The sequence below is a fragment of the Novosphingobium meiothermophilum genome (assembly GCF_003171715.1).
Lineage (GTDB): Bacteria > Pseudomonadota > Alphaproteobacteria > Sphingomonadales > Sphingomonadaceae > Novosphingobium > Novosphingobium meiothermophilum.
The window spans coordinates 315284-334310 of the sequence record NZ_QGHL01000004.1; the positions used below are offsets into that span (position 1 = coordinate 315284).

Sequence of the window (19027 nt, forward strand, 5' to 3'; positions counted from 1 at the left end):
GTCAGTTTCCAAGCAGTTCGGGCAGCCCCAGCGCCAGCGCGGGGAACAGGATCAGGATGACAAGGTGCAGCAGGTCGCTCGCCAGAAACGGCATCACCCCCTTGAAGATGCGGTTGATGCTCACGTCCTTGGCCACGCCCTGGATGACATAGAGGTTCATCCCCAGCGGCGGATGGACAAAGCCGATCTCCATCGCGCGGCACAGGAAAATGCCGAACCAGATGGCCGACATGCCCACGCCTTCCACCACCGGCAGCAGGATCGGCGTGGTCAGCAGCATCAGCGCAAGGCCGTCCAGCACCGAACCCAGCAACAGCAGGATCAGCGCCACCAGCAGAAGCGTCGCCACCGTGCCAAGGCCCAGCCCCGTCACCCATGCGCCCACCGCATCGGTCACGCCGGTGATGGATACGAACACCGAAAACACCAGCGCGCCGATGATGACCATCAGGATCAGCCCGCTCGTGCGCAGCGTTTCCTCGAACGCCTTCATCAGCATGGCCCGGTTCAGCCGCCGCCGCCACGCGGCAATTGCCAGTGCGCCTGCCGCGCCGATCGATGCCGCTTCCGAAGGGCTGAACCAGCCCACCGCGATTCCGCCGATCACCAGCGCGATCAGCACCAGCATGTCGGCCACCCGGCCCAGCGCCGCACGCCGCTCAGCCCATGTCGCGCGCTCGCTGGCAGGGGCGGCATGGGGGCGCAGGCGCACCACCAGCCAGATCACCGCGCAATAGAGCAGCGCCTGCGTGATGCCGGGCACGATCGCGGCGGTAAACAGCTTGCCGATCGATTGTTCGGCAATGATGCCGAACACGATCAGCGCGCCCGATGGCGGGATCATCTGGCCCAGCGTGCCGCCCGCCGCCACTGTGCCGGTTGCCAGCGCATCGGAATAGCCGCGCTTGCGCATTTCCGGCAGGGCCACAAGGCCGATGGTGGCCGCCGTTGCAAGGCTTGATCCGTTGATCGCACCAAAGCCCGCGCACCCGCCGACCGAGGCATAGGCAAGGCCCCCGCGCCGGTGCCCCACCATCTTGGCCGCCGCATCGAACAGGTCGCGGCTGGCATCGGAGGAAAAGAACAGGTGCGCCATGAACATGAACAGCGGCAGCGTGCCCAGTTCATAGCGCGTCAGCGTATCAACCAGCACCACCCCGCCCTTGATGAGCGCGGGTTCCACGCCCAGCACCAGGCACAGCCCGCCAAGGCCGACCAGCCCCAGCGCCACGCCAATCGGCAGCCCCGCCAGCAGCAGCGCAAACAGCACGGCCACACCGATCAGGCCGGTTTCGGGCGTTGCCAGCATCATGGACGCCGCCCCCGCAGCGCCTGCCCGATCAGCACCAGCACGATTGCCCCCAGCACGACGCAGCCGAACAGCCGCATCCAGCGCCACGGAACACCGATAACCTCGCTCACCTCGTGCCCGTCCCACAGGTCGGCCATGATCCACGCCGCGCCCGCCAGCAGCGCGGCAAAGAACAGCGCGCCCAGCAGCGCGGATGCGCGCTCAAGCCTGTCCTTCGCGCGCGCGCCCATGCGGTCGGCCAGCAAGTGAACCCTTGCATGCGCGCGCTCCAGCGTTGCCACCAGCAGTGCGAGCGCACCTGCCACCAGCACGGCCACCTGCACCAGTTCGATGGAGCCACGCACCGGCAGTCCCAGATGGCGCCCGGCCACTGCCACCGCGTCTATCCCCGTTGCCGCCAGCAACGCCATGCCGCCGGTCAGGATCACGGCCCTGCGCAAGCTGCTCATGCCGCAACCGTTCCGTCGGCGGCAATGGTTATGGCAGGCAGTCCGGCCGCAAGCGTGATCTGTTCGATATAGCGGGCCACGGCCTCTTTTCTTTCTCCCTCGGCCAGAACCGGGCGCCCCGGCGCCAGCACGTCAACCGGCACGATGCCCACCTCGATCCGGCCATCCGGGTGAAGCACCAGCCTGCCCAGCATGGCGTTGACCGCTTCGGGATGGAAGGGCGCAAGACTGTAGGCGGGATCGGGTTCGAACCCGAACAGCACCTTGCGCCGCTCGGCCCATTCGCGCCGCGCCGGATGATCCTGCGCCGGGCTGAGCGCACTGGTAACGACGCAGCCGTTGCCCAGCCCGTGGAAGATCGGCCTGCCGCGGTGAAACTCTATGCCCCGCACGATATGGGCATGGTGGCCGATCACCACGTCCGCCCCCGCATCGATGGCGGCATGGCTGATCGCGCGCTCATAGGGGGCCAGCCGCGCGGGCGTGTGGACGATGCCCTTGTGCAGCGCCACCATCACGAAATCGGCCCGTGTCCGCAGCGCGGCAATATCGGCCTGCAACATGGCGATGGCCTCGGCGGTCACGCGCTCCAGCGCGGCGGCGGGCGCAATGGCCGAACCATCGGCCGTCTCGATCCGCAGATAGGCGCACCCCGCGCGCGCATCGCCCGCCCAGGCATTTTCCGGTCCCACGCAGTTGTAGCTGAGCAGGCCGATTTTCCAGCCGCCCCGCTGTGCCACAACGGGCCTGCGCGCCTCGGCAAGGCTCAGCCCCGCCCCGGCGCCTTCAAGGCCCGCCACCTTCATCAGCGCCAGCGTGTCGGCAATCCCTTCGGCCCCGCAATCGGCAATGTGATTCCCGGCAAGGCTGAGGAGGTGAAAGCCCGCGTCCGCAATCGCGGCCACGTTTTCGGGCGGCGCGCCGGGGGCGGGAACGTCGCCTTCCAGCTCGGTCCCGCGCGCCGAATGCGGCACTTCCAGATGGCCCACCGCAAGGTCTGCCGCCTGCAATGCCGGAGCGATCCCGGCCAGCCAGTAGGGCGCATCCGGCTCGTCAAGCACGAGATCGCCCGCCAGCACGATCGAGATCGCCCCGTCACCCATTGCTATCGCTCTGTCAGAACGACTTGCGCAGGCTGACCGCGAACAGACGCCCGATGGGATCGCTGGCCGTGGCGTCATAGCCGCCGCTGCCGTTGCCGCTGGGCGCAAGGTTCACATAGGGCGGATCGATGTCGAACAGGTTGCGCACCTCAAGGCTCAGCGCCATGCCCTTCTCGAAGAAGCCCGAAGCGTTGCGGTCGCCGATCCGGTAGGTCAGGTTCAGTTCGATCGGCGTATAGCTCTTCACATTCTGCCCGCCCGCCGTCAGGTTGTTGAAATAACCGTTGACGTGGTTGGCAAGAATGCGCGCGCTGAACTGCCCGTGATCCCAGGTCACGCTGCCGCGCGCACGGAACTTCAGCGGGTTGAAGATGAAGTTCAGCCGGTCGATCAGCGGTGCGGTCGGCGTCAGCGCCACGCGGTATTTGGTAAGGTAAGTGCCCGCCAGATTGAACGTCAGCGCATCCTCGCTGCCCAGCTCGGCCCGCCAGTTGGCGGTAAAGTCGATGCCGCGCGTGATCGAAACGCCAAGGTTCTGGCTGCGTCCGTCAACGAACAGCGTCACGTTGGCCGGGTTGCCGCCGGGGAACGATCCTGCCGCCAGCGTCACGCCCTGCGCCAGAAGCTGCTGCACGCGCGCCGCCGCCGCCGCACCGCGCAGGATGATGCCGGTTCCCGCATACTGGTCCTCGGTGCCCAGGATGGCCAGGTTCGAAAGGTTCGCCAGCACCTGGTTCTTGTAGTTCACGTCCCAGTAGGTCAGCCCGATATGCAGGTTGGGCGCAGGATCGAAGTCCACGCCGACCGACCATGACGTCGCCGTTTCAGGCTTCAGGTCAAGGTTCGGACCCGAAAGCGCATAGCCCTGAAGCGGCGCGCCTCCGGCCGGGTTCTGATAGGACTGGCCAAACAGGTTGTTGGAATTGCCGTAGATTTCCGGGATCGTCGGTGCGCGGAACGATGTGCCATAGCTGCCGCGCAGCTTCACCCCGTCCACCGGCATCCAGTTCACCCCGAACTTGGGGTTGGTGGTGCCGCCAACGTCAGAATACTTGTCGTAACGGACGGCAGCATTGAACTCCAGCCGCCGGAAGCCCGGCACCGCATTTTCCGGCCCGAACACAGGCACGAAGACTTCGCCATAGACCGAATCCACCTTGCGCCCGAAATTGCGGAACACGATCGGATTGGTCGGTGCGCCGCGGGCGCTGCCCAGCGCCACGATGAAGTCCTGCCGCTCGTAGCCGGTCGCCAGCTTCACATCGCCGCCCGGAAGCGCAAACAGGCTGCCGTTGAGGCGCGCTTCATACGTGCGCAGGCGGCCGTTGGTGGGGGCAAGGAAGATCTGGTTGGCAATGCCGTCCAGCACGGCCTGGCTGGTGCGGCCAAGGCCATAGGGATCGAACGCCGTCGCCGGATTGCTGCTGGCCAGCGCCGCGTTCAGCGCGGCATTGTTCACGCCGTTGTAGGAGCCGGAAAAGTCATTGGTCTTGCCATAGCCGAACAGCGCTTCGGCTTCCCAGTTGGCGGGCAGCTTCACCTTGATGCCCGGCGTGATCTGCCATGAACGGGCATAACCCGAACTGTCGTTGGCGGGCAGATCGTTGCGGAAGTTGTAGTCCAGCGTATAGCTCGTGCCGGTAAAGCCAGCGGGCCGCACGAAGAAGGCATTGGTCTGCGGCACCGTCAGCCGCGCATTGGAAAACGCGGACTGGCGATAGAACGACCGCTTGGAATAGAACCCGTCATAGAACACTTCCAGCCAGTCGGTCAGCTCATACCGGCCGGTGCTGTTCACCGAATCGTATTTCTGGCGCGGGATCAGGTCCTGATTGTCCAGTTCGTCGCACTTGTTGAGCGTGCCCGCCACCAGACCGCCAGCCGTGGCCTGCGTCACCCCGGCAGCAGGGATGGCATAGGTCGTGCCATTGGCGTTGATGTTGCCCGGTGCGCAGCGCACGATGCGGTAGTCTGCGCCGCCGAAGGGGCGCTGGTCGCTGGTGAAGAAGGCCCGGTCATCGCCCGAAAGGTTCGATCGTTCGACATGCTCGTAGGCCACCATGATCTGCCCGCGCTCGAACACTTTGCCCAGCGCCGCACCCAGCGTGTATTCGTGAAAGTCGCCCCGGCTGCTGATGCCGGCGCGCGCCAGCACCTCGCCGCCATCCAGCGAACGGCGCGGAATCAGGTTGACCACGCCCGCCACCGCGTCCGAACCATAGATCGCCGAAGCGCCGTCGGCGATCACTTCCACCCGCTCGATGCCCAGCGACGGAATGGTCGAAGGATCGATCGAACGGCTGTTGTTGGTCACGCGGTGCCCATCCACAAGGATCAGCGTGGCATAAGGCCCGATCCCGCGCAGGTTCACCGAGTTGCCATAGGTGATATTGCCGCTGCCGCCCGATTGCCCGCGCGAGTTCTCCGAAACGCCAAGATCGAAGACCTGCGGGATTTCGCGGATCATGCGGTCCACCGTCACCGCGCTCGATGTCTCTATGTCCTTGCGGCCCAGCGTGGTGATGGCCGCGCCCACCGGGGCCTGTCCGCGCACGCGGCTGCCGGTCACGATGATTGCCTCATCGGCCGTGGCGGCGCTTTCCGGCGCATCCTGCGGCGCGTCCTGCGCCGCGGCCGCCAGCGGCAGGCCAAGCGCAATCATGCTGCAACCGATCTGGAAAATGGCCTTCGCGGCCCCTTCGAAACTGCCCTTCATGTTCCTTGCTCCTTCCCTGAGCCGTCAGATGCGGCTTCTCGTCTGGTCCAACGTCAATCGCTTCAACAAAACCGCTTCACTTCGCCACCGGCAGATCTAGGCGCGTTCCCCGGCCTGCGCCGTAATGCACCGTGATGACCGGCGGCCCGCCCTGCGCCATCGCGGCCTGCCGGATTTCGGCAAGGTTGCGCTGGCGCGGATCGGCCCCGGCAATCGTCAGGCGCAGCCGCGCCCCTTCCGGCACCACGCGCGCCACCGGCGTCATGTCGATGGCAAGGTTCACCACCTGCCCCGGCCGCACCGGCCGCACATCGGCCTTTCGCCCCGGATGGAACGGCAGGCCCATCGTCTCGTAAGGCGCCTTGCCTTCCATCCGGTGCGCAAGCGCCAGCCGCCCGAAGGCAACGACCTCGGCCTTGCCCGCCCTGTCCACCTGATCCAGATAGACAAAGACCTGCGCATCGGTGCGGTCGGCCGAAACCGCCAGATGCGCCACCGGAAAGCCCTCAAGCCTGAGCGGCGCATCCAGCGGCGCACTGGTATAGCTCAGGCCATGGGCGTCCATCGGCTTCGCCCAGAAGGCAAAGTATTCGGGGTCGGGCAGGGCGTAATCCACCGTGAAGCGGTCGCTGCCGCGCTTCGCCGCTGCGCTGCCCGGCATCAGGCTGCCGTCGTTGGCCGAACGCGCCGTGCCGCTGCGCTCGCCGCCCGGATACCATGCCTGCGCCCGGCTGCCTTCGCCCGGCAACCGGTCGGCCCTTGCATAGCCGCCCGCACCGTCCAGCCCTTCCACCCAGTAGGTCGCGCGCGGCGCCTTATCCATGCCGTTCGCCGCGCCTTTCAGGTGCAGATCGAAATAGCGGATGATCTCGCCGGTAAAGTCAAAGCCCGGCGGCGGCACGCAGTGGCTGCCCGGACCTGCCAGGAACCGCGATCCGGCAAGGTTCGCCGCGCTCAGCAGGGCCTGCGCGGTCGGCTCGTCCTGCCAGTTGCTCCAGAAATAGGTGGCAATCCCTGCTCGTCGGATGGCATCGAGGTAATTGTAGATGCCCACTTCTTCCCAGAACGCATTGCCGGTGAAGGCCGATATGCTGTCCCTGTAGGGCATGCCATACCACAGCGCCGCCATCGGCGTGTTGGCACTGTGCTCTGCCACTGCCGCGCGCAAAAGGCTCCCGTCCGCATCGGCATCCACCGGAACGCTCGCCAGATCGACCTCCGGCGGTTCGTCGGGCCGGGTGTTGAACTGCGCCGGAATGCCGCCGCGCCGCACGAAGGCATACTTGTCGAGATCGGACGCGCCCACGAACACCGCCTTCAGCGCAGGCGGCGCGGTGCTGGCCGTATGGAACGTGGTGCCCCCCAGATAGGAGCAGCCGATCATCCCGACCTTGCCGGTCGAAAAGGGCTGGCGCGCCAGCCATTCCACCAGATCGTGGCCGTCCATCGCCTCGGTCCGGTCCTGAAAGCCGCGGCGATGGCCAAAGGATGCGCCCTTGCCGCGGATGTCGGCGGTTGCCACCACATAGCCCGCGCGGATCAGGCTGCGCAGGGCCAGCCGGTCGTTCAGCGCCAGTTCCTCGATCCCGCCGTCCTTGTCGCGGAAACGGGCGCGATAGGGGGTAAAGGCGAAGATCACCGGCAGCGGCGCCGCTTCGGCCACTCCGCCCTGCGCCGGACGATAGACGTTCACCGCCAGCCGGGTGCCGTCGCGCACGGGGACATAGGCCGACGTGCGAACCACATCGGGCCATTCCCGCGCCGCCGTCGTCACGCCGCCCTGCGCCGCCAGCGGTCCCTGCGGCAGCGCTGCGGCCACGCAGGCCATCGCGGCCAGTGCAAACGGTGCAGCAGCTCTTTTCGCAGAACCCTTCACGCCTTTCTCCTGGCACCCTTGCAGCGCACCGCACCCCTCGCGGATTCGTTTCCGCAATCTTTCTGCCTTGTGTGATCCTTCAACTCGCAAGCGCTTACAACCGAAAAATGGCTGACGATATTGTTGACAATTTCGTCGATACCCTTCGATAAGGGACGCTCCCCCTGTTGGAGAGTGCCCGATGTCCCCTGCGCCCACCCCCACCCTGCCGGGATCGCCGCAGCGCCCGCCCAATGGCCCCGAAATTGCCGACTGGGTGCGCCAGCGCATCCGCACCGGGCGCTTCGTGCCGGGGCAGCGGCTGGTCGAGGTGGACATCATTCGCCAGACCGGAGCGAGCCGGTCCAAGGTGCGCGAGGCGCTGAAGCGGCTCGAAGGCGAAGGGCTGGTCCAGATAGAGGAGTTCCGCGGCGCCTCGGTCCGCTCCTCCACGCTGGATGAAGTGCGCCAGATCTACCGCGCACGCATGGCGCTCGAAGGCATGGCCGCGCACGATTTCACCCTCGGCGCAAGCAGCGCCCTGCTTGATCGGCTGAAAGCGCTTCAGGACCAGCTCGATGCCAGCGTGCGCGAACGTGCCCCCGATCGCTTCGGGCGGCTCAACAACGAATGGCACCGTCTCATCGTCGAAGGATCGGGCAATCGCGTCATTGCCGATCACCTCCAGCGCCTCAACGTGCCGATCCACCGCCTGCTGTTCGAAAGCTTCTACGATGAGGAACGCCTGAAGACCGCCAACGCCGATCACCAGCACATGCTCGGCCTGATCCTTGCGGGCGATGCCGAAGGCGCCGAACGCGCCATGCGCCGCCACATCGCCGATGGCTTCGAAACGCTCGCCCGGATCGAAAGCGAGTTCTACAGCTGAAGTTCGGGCCCGTCCGTCAGGCCCGCTGCATGATCTGCGCCAGCGTCGCCCCGTCCGGGGCGCCAAGAAAGCGGTCGATCCATGCATGGAAATGCTGCACCCCGCCCTCGTTGCGGCCGAAGCGCACGCGCGGCAGCAGGCCGGATGCCAGCACTTCCTGCTGATCGCGCGACATCGGCAGGTCCTCCTCGCCCACCACATGCCCCAGGAAGTCCGACATGGCGCGGGCATCGGCCAGCAGTTCGCCCGCCGGAGGATTCTCGTGCAGGAAGATCTGCACCGTGGTCGATTGGCCCACCTCGGCGCCCGGAAAAACCTGCGAGATGATGACCCCGCGCCCGCCCTTGTAGAAGCAGTTGATCGAAACGTTGGGGAAGATGATCCATTCCCCGAACAGGAGCGATGCCTGCGGCCACTCGCTTTCGGCAATCCCGGCAAGCCCCGCCACGTCGTCCTGTTCCAGCACGTGGTCCGCGCGCGTCAGCAGCCCCAGCCGCTGGTGCGGGCCGTAATGGAAATACTCGGCCAGATTGCTCATCCCCGGACCGAAGGTGGCGCGGTGCAGCACCGGCAGGTGATAGAACTCCAGATGCGCGTCGAACGCCAGCTTCCAGTTGGCCCCCTCCAGCGTGCGGCTTTCGAAATGATGCCAGCGCTCGAACCCGAAACCCGCCAGCAGCGCATCGAATCCGCCCAGAAAGGCATCGAAATCGGGCGCGGCGCCGGGATCGAGAATGGCCCAGATCAGGCCCGCGCGCTCGGTCGTGGGGAAGGCCACAAGGCGGCCTTCCTCCGCCTCCACCTCGCCAAAGGCTTCACGCGCCGGAATTGCCAGCAGGCTCCCATCCAGCCGGAAACTCCAGGCATGATAAGGGCAGGTCAGCCGCGCTGCGTGGCCGCATTCGCGCATCAGCCGCGCGCCGCGATGAGTGCAGGCATTGAGGAACGTGCGCACCACGCCATCCTTGCCGCGCACCAGCAGCAGGGGCACCCCGGCCACGTCCATCACCTTGCAGTCGCCGGGCTGGCGCAGCTCGCACGAAGCCGCCAGCATCAGAGGCGCGCGCCGGAACAGCAGCGTCTTCTCGCGGGCGAAAAGCGCTGGATCGGTATAGATCGAGGCGGGACGGCTGGCGCACTGCGGCGCCTTGGTGATCGTGCCTGCCTGCAATCGCTCCAGCATGTGCCGGGCATCGCCCACCAGCACCTCGCGAACGTCCATCTGCGGCCTCTCCTGTTCGTCTTGGCCCATGCAGCAAGGACGCAAGGGCATTGCGTCTAACCCTTGCCCCATCCCGCACTGGCCGGGAAACTCGGCATTATGGCAGGCAGACCGACGGGTAGGCGGTCAGCTTGGCGGGCCGTCAGCTTGGCAGGCCGCCGGTCTGGCGCAGCGCCTCGCCCAGCGCGAGCGCGGTGGAAATCGCAAGGTTGAGCGAGCGCACCTGCGGCCTGATGGGAATGCGCACCCGCGCATCGCAGGCCGCGGCCACTTCGGCCGGAACGCCCGCGCTTTCCTTGCCGAACAGCAGCACGTCATCGCGTGCAAAGGCAAAGTCGGGCAGCAGGCAATCGCCCTTGGTGGTGAACAGCACCAGCCGCGCCGGGGCGGTTGCTGCGCGGAACGGGGCAAAACCATCGTGGCGCGCGAAGGCCACGTGGTCGATGTAATCCATCGCCGCGCGGCGCACGCGCCGGTCATCCCAGGCAAAGCCCATCGGCTCGATCAGATCGACATCCACCCCGAAGCACGCGCCCAGCCGCAGCACTGCGCCCACGTTTCCGGCAATTTCGGGCTCATAAAGCGCAATGCGCATCATTCCACCGTAACGGATTTCGCCAGATTGCGCGGCTGGTCCACATCGGTGCCCTTGGCCACGGCCACGTGATAGGCCAGAAGCTGCACCGGCACGGCATAGACCAGCGGCGCGATCAGCGGATGCACGCGCGGCATCTCGATCGTGGCAAGGCAGCCCTCGCCTGCCTCGGCAATCCCTTCGGCATCCGAAATCAGCACCACCTTGCCGCCGCGCGCGCGCACTTCCTGCATGTTGCTCACGGTCTTTTCGAACAGCGGGCCGGATGGTGCCAGCACGATCACCGGCACGGCCTCGTCGATGAGCGCGATGGGGCCATGTTTCATCTCGCCGCTGGCATAGCCCTCGGCATGGATATAGCTGATTTCCTTCAGCTTCAGCGCGCCTTCCAGCGCCAGCGGATAGTCCGGCCCGCGCCCCAGATACAGCACGTCGCGCGCGGGCGCGATCAGGTGCGCCATCGCGGCGATTTCCTCGTCGTGGGCCAGCGCGGCATTCAGCGCGGCGGGCACTTCCACCAGTTGCTCGACAATGGCCGCCTCTTCCGCGCGCGTCATCCGCCCGCGCCGCACCGCAAGATGTGCCGCCAGCGCCGCCAGCACGGCAAGCTGGCAGGTGAACGCCTTGGTCGATGCCACGCCGATCTCCGGGCCGGCATGGGTGGGCAGCAGCAGGTCCGCCTCGCGCGCCATCGAACTCGTCGGCACGTTCACCACCACGGCAATCGTCTGCCCCGCCGCCTTGCAGTGGCGCAGCGCGGCCAGCGTGTCGGCCGTCTCGCCGCTCTGCGAGATGAACAGCGCCAGCCCGCCCGGCTCCAGCACCGGGTCGCGATAGCGGAACTCGGATGCCACATCGATGTCCACCGGCAGCCGCGCGAACTGCTCGAACCAGTATTTCGCCACCATCCCGGCATAGAAGCTGGTGCCGCAGGCCACGATGGTCACGCGGTTGATGCTGGCAAGGTCGAAGTCGATCTGCGGCAGGGCCACGGTCTGCTCCACCCGGCGCAGATAGCTGCGCAGGGTCTGGGCCACCACCACCGGCTGCTCGAAGATCTCCTTCTGCATGAAGTGGCGGTAATTGCCCTTCTCGATTGCCGCCGCCGTCGCGCCCGATGCCACCACGGGCCGCTCCACCGGCCGGTTTTCGGCATCGAAGATCTGCGCGCCCTCGCGCGTCACCACCACCCAGTCGCCTTCCTCCAGATAGGTGATGCGCTGCGTCAGCGGTGCCAGCGCCAGCGCGTCGGATCCCAGATAGGTCTCGCCCGCGTTCTCGCCGTCGCCATATCCCACCACCAGCGGCGAGCCGAGCCGCGCACCGATCAGCATGTCGTCGTGCGTCCGGAAGGCGATGGCCAGCGCAAACGCGCCGCGCAGTTGCGGCAGCACGGCCTTCACTGCATCCTGCGGGGAAAGCCCGGCTTCCACCTGTTCGGAAACCAGGTGCGCCACCACTTCGGTGTCGGTCTCGCTCTCGAACCGGCGTCCCCGCGCGATCAGCGCATCGCGCAGTGGCTTGAAGTTCTCGATGATGCCGTTGTGCACCAGCGCCACTTCGTCCGTTGCATGGGGGTGGGCGTTGCTCGTGGTCGGTGCGCCGTGCGTCGCCCAGCGGGTGTGGGCAATGCCGATCGTGCCCGATGCCGGGTTGCGCGCCAGTTCCAGCACAAGGTTATTGAGCTTGCCCTCGGCTCGCCGCCGGATCAGCACGCCGTTCTCAACGGTGCAGATGCCCGCGCTGTCATAGCCGCGGTATTCCATGCGCCGCAGCCCGTCCACGAGCCGCTCCGCCACCTGCTGCCTGCCAACAATTCCGATAATTCCGCACATGGAGGGAAATGCTTTCTCTTAGGGGGTTCAGGCGTTCAAAGAGTGTATGGCACCCGGATACCGGGCAGGTTAGCCGGGAAATCCTTGGTATTTCGTGTAATCAGGATCGCCCCGTTAACCTGCGCCGTGGCAAGGACATAGGCGTCCATCAGCTTCATTCTGCTGCGATAGCGGATGTCGGCCGCGGCTGCGGCAATCCGCGCATCGATTTCCACGCAATCGAAATGGCTCAACGCGTCGCGCAGGCGATCACGCCTTTCCAGCGCTTCCCCGGCCATCACTTCGGTCCACACGATCCGGCTGATGCGGTGGCTGCGATAGCGCGCGATCTCCTGCGTTGCCTGCGGGATGCACAGCAACCAGTCGATCACGATGCTTGTATCGAAGAATGGGGCCGACACGATCAGAGATCTTTGTAAGGGCGGCGATCTTCGCGCGTCGCCCGCTGATACTCGACACCGTCGCCGATATCGCCGCGATCCGTCCAAAGCCCTGCATAGCGTTCGATCCAGTCGTTGCCGGCATTGCTTTGCACGAGATAGAGCCTCACGGCCTCACGGATGAGCGCCGCGCGCGACCGCCCCTGCTCGCCCGCGCGCGCATCAAGGGCGGCAATGTCTGCGTCCGGAATATCGGTCAAAATGCGAGCCATACCGATATCATGATATGATATCGGTATATAGTCAAGATTTCGTCTTCTCCGCCTTCTTTCTCTTCATCGCATCGTGGAAGCGGTCGGCCCAGCCGGGCTTCACCAGTTGCTCGGCCCGCACCATGCGCAGTTCGCCATCGGCCACATCGCGTGAAACCGCGCTTCCGGCGGCCACGATGGCGTCCGCGCCGATCTTCACCGGCGCAATCAGCGCGCTGTTGGAACCGATGAAGGCGCGTTCGCCGATCACCGTCCTGTGCTTGAAGTATCCGTCATAGTTGCAGGTGATCGTGCCCGCGCCGATGTTCGCGCCCGCGCCCACTTCGGCATCGCCCAGATAGGTCAGGTGGTTGGCCTTCGCGCCCTTGTGCAGCACGGCGTTCTTCACTTCCACGAAGTTGCCGATCTTGGCCTTTTCCTCCAGCCGCGCGCCGGGGCGCAGGCGGGCATAGGGACCGATCTCCACCCCGCTGGCAAGGCTCGCCCCCTCAAGGTGGCAGAAGGCGCGGATGGTCACGCCGTCCGCCACCTGCACGCCGGGGCCGAACACCACGTTCGGTTCGATCACCACGTCGCGGCCCAGCACCGTGTCCCAGGCAAACCACACCGTTTCGGGCGCGATCAGGCTTGCCCCGTCGGCCATGGCCTGCGCCCGGCGGCGCTGCTGCCAGCGCGCCTCGGCCTCGGCCAGCTCGCCCCGGCTGTTGATCCCGGCCACTTCGTCGGGATCGTCCGTCACCACCACCGCGCAGGTGCGGCCATCGGCAATGGCAATGTTGACCACGTCGGGCAGGTAATATTCGCCCTGTGCATTGTCGTTGCCCACGCGCGCCAGCAGGCCGAACAGGTCGGCGCTGCTGAGCGCCATCAGGCCGGAATTGCAGATGCGGCACGCGCGCTCCGCCTCGGTCGCGTCCTTGTGCTCCACCATTTTCACGATGCGCCCGCCCTCGGCGATCACGCGCCCGTATTGCAGCGGATCGGCAGGCGCGAAGCCCAGCACCACCGCCGCCGGAGCGTCCGCCTCGTGCAGGCGCGCAATCATCGCGCGCATCGTCTCGGCCCGCACGAAGGGCACGTCGCCATAAAGGATCAGCACATCCCCGGCAAAGCCCGCCAGCGCGCCTTGCGCCTGCTGCACCGCGTGCGCCGTGCCAAGCTGCGGGTCCTGCACGGCAATCGTCGCGCTTTCGCCCAGCGCCTTTTCCAGCTGCTCGCGCCCGTGGCCCGCCACCACCACCTGCCGCGCCGGGTTCAGCGCGGCCGCGCTGTCCAGAAGATGCATCAGCATGGGCCTTCCCGCGATGGGGTGGAGCACCTTGTGCAGGTCGCTTTTCATCCGCGTGCCCTTGCCCGCGGCAAGAACGATGATGGCCAGAGGGGTTTCGGCCAGAGGCGGGTCGAAAGGCGGCGTTTGAACGGGCGTCGGTTCAGTCATGCCCGCATCCTTGCCAGACAAATCTTGCGCTTTCCAGAACGGCGCGCCACTTGCCCCGGCCATGGCGGATTTTCCCTATCGAATCGTCGGCTTCGATCTCGACGGCACCCTGCTCGATACGTCGGGCGATCTGGGCACGGCGCTCAACCACGCGCTGGCGCTGGCCGGGCGCCCGCCCGTCCCGCTCGATCAGACCGCGCGCCACATCGGCGGCGGCGCGGCGCAGATGCTGCGCTCGGCCCTGCTGGAATCGGGCGGTGTCGATGAAGCGGCCTTCGATACCCTCCAGTCCGAACTCGTCGCCTTCTACGCCCGCAACATCGCGCATCGCACCACGCTCTTTCCGGGCGGGGCGGCCATGCTCGATGCGCTGGATGCGCGCGGCGTGAAGATCGCCATTGCCACCAACAAGAAGGAAAGCCTCGCCCTGCGCCTGTTCGAGGAACTTGGCCTGCTGCACCGCTTCGCCTGCGTGATCGGCGGCGATACGCTCGGCCCCGGCACATCCAAGCCCCGGCCCGACATGCTGCACGAAATGGTGCGGCGCTGCGGCGGCGGCCCGGCGGCTTTCGTGGGCGATACAACCTTCGATATCGGCGCGGCGCGCAATGCGGGCCTGCCGGTGGTGGCGGTGCGTTTCGGCTTCAACGATCTGCCCGCGCACGAACTGGGCGCCGATGCCGTGATCGACCATTTCGACGAACTTCTGCCAGCGCTCGAAACGCTCGCCAGCGCGGCGGCAAGCGCCTAGAAGCGCAGTTCATGCTCACGCCCATAGCCCTCTCCATTGGCGATCCCGCCGGCGTCGGCCCCGAACTTGCCGCCGCCGCCTGGGCGCTGAGCGATGCCGAAGCCCTTGCGCCCTTCTTCGTGGTCGGCTCGGCCCGCGTGGTCGAACAGGCCGCACACCGGCGCGGCATCACCGTTCCGGTGCAGACGATCACCGATGCGGAACAGGCCGCCGCCTGCTTTGGCTCCGCGCTTCCCGTCCTCGATCTGGCGGATCTGCCCTATGCCCCCGGCGCGCCCGATGATGCCGGCGCCGCGCTCGCGCTCCGGGCGCTCGCCACCGCCACCCGGCTCGTGCGCGAAGGCGCCGCATCCGCGCTCGTCACCGGTCCCATCGCCAAGAGCCGCCTCGCCCGCGTCGGCTTTGCCCATCCGGGACAGACCGAGTTCGTGGCCGAGGCCTGCGCCATCGCGCCCGAAGATGCGGTGATGATGCTGGCCGGGCCAAGCCTGCGCGTCGTGCCCGTCACCGTCCACGTCGCCTTGCGCGAAGTGCCCGGCCTGCTCACGCCCGAACTTGTCCGCAGGCGCGCCGCCATCACCGCCGCCGCGCTCGTGCGCGATTTCGGCATTTCCGTCCCGCGCCTCGCCGTGGCGGGGCTAAACCCCCACGCCGGAGAAGATGGGCGCATGGGCACCGAGGATGCCGCCATCATCGCCCCTGCCGTCGCCATGCTGCGCGAAGCCGGAATCGATGCCTTCGGCCCCCTTCCGCCCGACACGATGTTTCATGCCGAGGCGCGCGAGCGCTATGATGCGGCGATCTGCATGTATCACGATCAGGCGCTCATCCCCCTCAAGGCGCTCGATTTCGATGAAGGGGTCAATGTCACGCTGGGCCTGCCGATCGTGCGCACCTCGCCCGATCACGGCACCGCCTTCGGCATTGCCGGAACCGGCACGGCGCGCGTCGGGCCAACGGTTGCGGCGCTGCGCATGGCAGGCGAATGCGCCGCACGAAGGGCACAGGGATGACCGATCTTCCGCCCCCCGATTTTCCGGCGCCAGACCTTCCGCCCCCCGAACTCCCGCCCTTGCGCCATGTCGTCAATCGCCACGGCCTGTTTGCCACCAAGGCGCTGGGCCAGAACTTCCTGTTCGATGAACTCCTGCTCGATCGCATCGCGCGCGTGCCCGGCAGCCTCAAGGGGCAAAACGTGCTCGAAGTCGGCCCCGGTCCCGGCGGCCTCACGCGCGCCCTCTTGCGTGCGGGCGCAAACGTCACCGCCATCGAAATGGACCGGCGCTGCCTTCCCGCCCTTGCCGAACTGGCCGAGGCCTTTCCGGGCAAGCTGACCGTCATCGAAGGCGACGCCACGAAGATCTCGCCCGAAGCGCTCTTCGATGCGCCCTGGCACGTGGCCGCAAACCTGCCCTACAATGTCGGCACGCAGCTTTTCACCGGCTGGCTTTCAGGGCAGGACTGGCCGCCCCGGTGGAAATCGCTCACGCTCATGTTCCAGCTTGAAGTGGCCGAACGCATCGTCGCCCGGCCCGGCACCGATGCCTATGGCCGCCTTGCCGTGCTGGCGCAGTGGCGCGCCGCGCCCCGCATTGCCATGAAGGTTCACCGCAGCGCCTTCACCCCGCCGCCCAAGGTCATGTCCGCCATCGTCCATGTGGAACCGGCCGCCATGCCCGCGGGCGTTTCGGCGCGGATGCTTGAACGCGTCACCGAAGCCGCCTTCGGCCAGCGCCGAAAAATGCTGCGCCAGTCGCTCAAGGGCCTGCCCGGCGCGCTCGATGCGCTCGATGCGCTCGGCATCGATTCGCAGCGCCGCGCCGAAACACTTGGCGTTGAAGAGTTCGTGGCGATTGCACGGTCGCTGACGAAATAGGGGCAGGCCCGCAAGGCCCCGCCCCGTATCGCTCAGGCAGGCTCGGCCACCTTGGCCATCGCCGCCTTCTTCTTCAGGCGCCATGCGTGCAGCAACGGCTCGGTGTAGCCATTGGGCTGCTCCACGCCCTTGAACACCAGATCGCAGGCCGCGCGGAAGGCAAAACTTTCCACCCAGCGCCCCGCCATCGGTTCATACAGCGGATCGTCCGCGTTCTGCGCATCCACCTTGGCCGCCATGCGCTTCAGGCTGTCCATCACCTGCTCGGCGCTGGCCACCCCGTGCAGCAGCCAGTTGGCCATGTGCTGGCTGGAAATGCGCAAGGTCGCCCGGTCTTCCATAAGGCCCACGTCGTTGATGTCGGGCACCTTGGAACAGCCAACCCCCTGATCGATCCAGCGCACGACATAGCCGAGCAGCCCTTGCGCGTTGTTGTCCAGTTCCTCGCGCACTTCCTCGGCAGACCAGTTGGTCCCTTCGGCCAGCGGGATCGTCAGCAGCGCGTCAAGGCCCGGCACCGGCTCCTTCGCCACCTCTTCGCGCAGCGCAAAGACCGGAACCTGATGATAATGCATGGCATGAAGCGTCGCGGCCGTGGGCGAAGGCACCCAGGCAGTATTGGCGCCCGTCTTCGGGTGCGCCACCTTCTGCTCCAGCATGTCGTGCATCATGTCGGGGGCGGCCCACATGCCCTTGCCGATCTGCGCCTTGCCCGAAAGCCCGTGGCGCAATCCGATGCACACGTTGCGCTTCTCATAGGCCGCGATCCAGCCCGAACCCTTGATCGCGCCCTTGCGGATCATCGCGCCCGCCTGCATCGAAGTGTGAATCTCGTCGCCGGTGCGGTCAAGGAAGCCAGTGTTGATGAACACCACCCGGTCCTTCACCGCGTGGATGCACGCGGCAAGGTTGGCCGATGTGCGGCGCTCCTCGTCCATCACGCCCACCTTCACCGTGTGGCGGGCAAGGCCCAGCAGGTCTTCCACCGCATCGAACAGGTCGTTGGCAAAGCCGCATTCTTCCGGCCCATGCATCTTGGGCTTCACAATATAGACGCTGCCCGCGCGGCTGTTGCGATAGCGGCCCAGCCCCTTCAGATCGTGGCAGGCAATCGCACTCGTAATCACCGCGTCCATGATTCCTTCGGGAATCTCGCCGCCATCGGGCAGCAGGATCGCCGGGTTGGTCATCAGGTGGCCCACGTTGCGCACGAACAGCAGGCTGCGGCCCGGCAGCACCATCGGCGCGCCGCCGGTCGCGGTCCATTCGCGGTCCGCCTCCAGCGTGCGCGTCAGCGTCCGGCCGCCCTTCTCGAAACTGGCCGCCAGATCGCCGCGCATCAGGCCCAGCCAGTTGCGATAGGCCAGCAGCTTGTCCTCGGCATCCACCGCCGCCACCGAATCTTCCAGATCGACGATGGTCGTCAGCGCCGCTTCCATCACGATATCGGCAATGCCCGCCTTGTCGTCCGCGCCAACCGGATGGCTGCGGTCCAGCACGATCTCCACATGCAGCCCGTTGTTGGCCAGCAGCAGCCCGCCCGATTTGCGGCCTGCCAGTTGCGCCGGATCGGCCAGCGGCGGATCGCCCGCGCCGTCCCAGTCGCTCCAGCTTGTGCCCGCCAGCGGGAAGGTCGCATCCAGAAACTCGCGGCCGGCCGCCACCACTGCGGCCCCGCGCGCCTTGTCATAGCCGCCGGGCCGTGCGGGCGGCGCATCCAGCGCATCGGTGCCGTAAAACGCATCGTAAAGGCTGCCCCAGCGCGCATTGGCGGCATTCAGCACGAAACGGTCGTTCAGCACCGGCACCACCAGTTGCGGCCCGGCCATCGTGGCAATTTCGGGATCGACGTTGGCCGTGCCGATCAGGAAATCTTCCGGCTCCGGCACAAGATAGCCGATCTGCGTCAGGAAGGCCCGGTATTCGGCCATGTCGATGGGCTTGCCCGCCCGCGCGCGATGCCAGTCGTCGATGGCCTGCTGCATCGCGTCGCGCTTGGCCAGAAGCGCGCGGTTCACGGGGGCGAAACGGTCCACCAGCGCGGCAAAGCCCTGCCAGAACGCATCCGGCACAAGGCCCAGCGGTTCCAGAACCTGACTGTCGATGAAGGTGGCAAGGCCCGCGTCAACCTGCAAGCCGTGGCGCTCGATACGTCCGTTCATAGTTCCCATGTCCATACGCTCACATAAACCGCGCACGCAGCCACGGGCTGCCTGCGTCGAATCTGGTGGACCTGGGGAGGAACACCTCGCGCTATGCCCGCTTTCAAAGGGCTTGGCAACAATACGAAAGTTGGCCTTGCCCGCGCCGGGGGGTTCACCCCGCGCGCCCCAG

The 19027-nt window shown here is 66.7% G+C and carries 16 protein-coding genes; 4 read left to right on the forward strand and 12 right to left on the reverse strand.

The genetic code is table 11. The annotated features are described in order from the left end of the window. Position 1: 1 nt before the first annotated feature. The 5 genes from DKM43_RS01905 to DKM43_RS01925 form a co-directional block, all read right to left on the reverse strand. Positions 2 to 1312, reverse strand: coding sequence for a TRAP transporter large permease (locus DKM43_RS01905; RefSeq protein ID WP_236632330.1), 1311 nt, complete (start codon positions 1310 to 1312; stop codon positions 2 to 4). Further along, positions 1309 to 1761: a TRAP transporter small permease subunit gene (locus DKM43_RS01910; protein WP_109796773.1), complete on the reverse strand. Its 453-nt coding sequence runs from the start codon at positions 1759 to 1761 to the stop codon at positions 1309 to 1311. Before DKM43_RS01910 ends, DKM43_RS01905 begins: the two co-directional genes overlap by 4 nt. Beyond that, positions 1758 to 2864 (reverse strand): CapA family protein, encoded by a 1107-nt coding sequence (locus tag DKM43_RS01915; protein WP_109796774.1) that lies wholly within the window; start codon positions 2862 to 2864, stop codon positions 1758 to 1760. The genes DKM43_RS01910 and DKM43_RS01915 overlap by 4 nt, the downstream gene beginning before the upstream one ends. Before the next feature lie 13 nt (positions 2865 to 2877). Beyond that, positions 2878 to 5580 carry a TonB-dependent receptor plug domain-containing protein gene (locus tag DKM43_RS01920; RefSeq protein WP_109796775.1) on the reverse strand — a complete coding sequence of 901 codons (2703 nt, stop codon included), beginning with the start codon at positions 5578 to 5580 and terminating at the stop codon, positions 2878 to 2880. Between the two features lie 76 nt (positions 5581 to 5656). Next, a complete protein-coding gene (locus tag DKM43_RS01925; protein WP_236632331.1) occupies positions 5657 to 7456 on the reverse strand; it encodes a CocE/NonD family hydrolase in 1800 nt (599 codons plus the stop codon). Positions 7457 to 7637: 181 nt separating this feature from the next. On the opposite strand from DKM43_RS01925, the gene DKM43_RS01930 reads away from it, so the two are divergent. Beyond that, positions 7638 to 8324: a GntR family transcriptional regulator gene (locus DKM43_RS01930; protein WP_109796777.1), complete on the forward strand. Its 687-nt coding sequence runs from the start codon at positions 7638 to 7640 to the stop codon at positions 8322 to 8324. Positions 8325 to 8340: 16 nt separating this feature from the next. Here DKM43_RS01930 and DKM43_RS01935 read toward each other — a convergent pair whose 3' ends face one another. The 6 genes from DKM43_RS01935 to glmU all read right to left on the reverse strand — a co-directional run bounded on the left by DKM43_RS01935 (position 8341) and on the right by glmU (position 14066). Then, entirely contained in the window at positions 8341 to 9546 is a 1206-nt protein-coding gene (locus tag DKM43_RS01935; protein ID WP_161554014.1) for an aromatic ring-hydroxylating oxygenase subunit alpha, read from the reverse strand. 142 nt (positions 9547 to 9688) lie between these two features. After that, positions 9689 to 10141, reverse strand: coding sequence for a tRNA (cytidine(34)-2'-O)-methyltransferase (locus DKM43_RS01940; RefSeq protein WP_109797046.1), 453 nt, complete (start codon positions 10139 to 10141; stop codon positions 9689 to 9691). Further along, positions 10141 to 11976: a glutamine--fructose-6-phosphate transaminase (isomerizing) gene (glmS, locus tag DKM43_RS01945; protein ID WP_109796779.1), complete on the reverse strand. Its 1836-nt coding sequence runs from the start codon at positions 11974 to 11976 to the stop codon at positions 10141 to 10143. The genes DKM43_RS01940 and glmS overlap by 1 nt, the downstream gene beginning before the upstream one ends. A gap of 35 nt (positions 11977 to 12011) precedes the next feature. Then, positions 12012 to 12377, reverse strand: coding sequence for a type II toxin-antitoxin system VapC family toxin (locus tag DKM43_RS01950; protein ID WP_109796780.1), 366 nt, complete (start codon positions 12375 to 12377; stop codon positions 12012 to 12014). Positions 12378 to 12379: 2 nt separating this feature from the next. Then, a complete protein-coding gene (locus DKM43_RS01955; RefSeq protein WP_109796781.1) occupies positions 12380 to 12628 on the reverse strand; it encodes a ribbon-helix-helix domain-containing protein in 249 nt (82 codons plus the stop codon). 31 nt (positions 12629 to 12659) lie between these two features. After that, positions 12660 to 14066 (reverse strand): bifunctional UDP-N-acetylglucosamine diphosphorylase/glucosamine-1-phosphate N-acetyltransferase GlmU, encoded by a 1407-nt coding sequence (gene glmU, locus DKM43_RS01960; protein WP_109797047.1) that lies wholly within the window; start codon positions 14064 to 14066, stop codon positions 12660 to 12662. A 61-nt stretch (positions 14067 to 14127) separates the two neighbouring features. Here glmU and DKM43_RS01965 point away from each other — a divergent pair, with 61 nt between their 5' ends. From DKM43_RS01965 to rsmA, 3 genes are read left to right on the forward strand one after another with little or no spacing between them, the layout of a single operon-like run. Beyond that, the gene (locus DKM43_RS01965; protein ID WP_109796782.1) at positions 14128 to 14817 is read left to right on the forward strand and encodes an HAD-IA family hydrolase; all 690 of its coding nucleotides are present in this window, start codon (positions 14128 to 14130) and stop codon (positions 14815 to 14817) included. An 11-nt stretch (positions 14818 to 14828) separates the two neighbouring features. Beyond that, positions 14829 to 15830, forward strand: coding sequence for a 4-hydroxythreonine-4-phosphate dehydrogenase PdxA (gene pdxA, locus DKM43_RS01970; protein WP_109796783.1), 1002 nt, complete (start codon positions 14829 to 14831; stop codon positions 15828 to 15830). After that, the gene (gene rsmA / locus DKM43_RS01975; protein WP_109797048.1) at positions 15827 to 16693 is read left to right on the forward strand and encodes a 16S rRNA (adenine(1518)-N(6)/adenine(1519)-N(6))-dimethyltransferase RsmA; all 867 of its coding nucleotides are present in this window, start codon (positions 15827 to 15829) and stop codon (positions 16691 to 16693) included. The genes pdxA and rsmA overlap by 4 nt, the downstream gene beginning before the upstream one ends. Positions 16694 to 16725: 32 nt before the next feature. Here rsmA and DKM43_RS01980 read toward each other — a convergent pair whose 3' ends face one another. Then, entirely contained in the window at positions 16726 to 18855 is a 2130-nt protein-coding gene (locus tag DKM43_RS01980; protein ID WP_109796784.1) for a malate synthase G, read from the reverse strand. Between the last annotated feature and the right edge of the window lie 172 nt (positions 18856 to 19027).

Coding starts and splice junctions, on each gene's coding strand:
- DKM43_RS01905 (WP_236632330.1), bottom strand. CDS start 1,312: ATGATGCTGGCAACGCCCGAAACCGGCCTGATCGGTGTGGCCGTGCTG.
- DKM43_RS01910 (WP_109796773.1), bottom strand. CDS start 1,761: ATGAGCAGCTTGCGCAGGGCCGTGATCCTGACCGGCGGCATGGCGTTG.
- DKM43_RS01915 (WP_109796774.1), bottom strand. CDS start 2,864: ATGGGTGACGGGGCGATCTCGATCGTGCTGGCGGGCGATCTCGTGCTT.
- DKM43_RS01920 (WP_109796775.1), bottom strand. CDS start 5,580: ATGAAGGGCAGTTTCGAAGGGGCCGCGAAGGCCATTTTCCAGATCGGT.
- DKM43_RS01930 (WP_109796777.1), top strand. CDS start 7,638: ATGTCCCCTGCGCCCACCCCCACCCTGCCGGGATCGCCGCAGCGCCCG.
- DKM43_RS01935 (WP_161554014.1), bottom strand. CDS start 9,546: ATGGACGTTCGCGAGGTGCTGGTGGGCGATGCCCGGCACATGCTGGAG.
- DKM43_RS01940 (WP_109797046.1), bottom strand. CDS start 10,141: ATGCGCATTGCGCTTTATGAGCCCGAAATTGCCGGAAACGTGGGCGCA.
- glmS (WP_109796779.1), bottom strand. CDS start 11,976: ATGTGCGGAATTATCGGAATTGTTGGCAGGCAGCAGGTGGCGGAGCGG.
- DKM43_RS01955 (WP_109796781.1), bottom strand. CDS start 12,628: ATGGCTCGCATTTTGACCGATATTCCGGACGCAGACATTGCCGCCCTT.
- glmU (WP_109797047.1), bottom strand. CDS start 14,066: ATGACTGAACCGACGCCCGTTCAAACGCCGCCTTTCGACCCGCCTCTG.
- DKM43_RS01965 (WP_109796782.1), top strand. CDS start 14,128: ATGGCGGATTTTCCCTATCGAATCGTCGGCTTCGATCTCGACGGCACC.
- pdxA (WP_109796783.1), top strand. CDS start 14,829: ATGCTCACGCCCATAGCCCTCTCCATTGGCGATCCCGCCGGCGTCGGC.
- rsmA (WP_109797048.1), top strand. CDS start 15,827: ATGACCGATCTTCCGCCCCCCGATTTTCCGGCGCCAGACCTTCCGCCC.
- DKM43_RS01980 (WP_109796784.1), bottom strand. CDS start 18,855: ATGAACGGACGTATCGAGCGCCACGGCTTGCAGGTTGACGCGGGCCTT.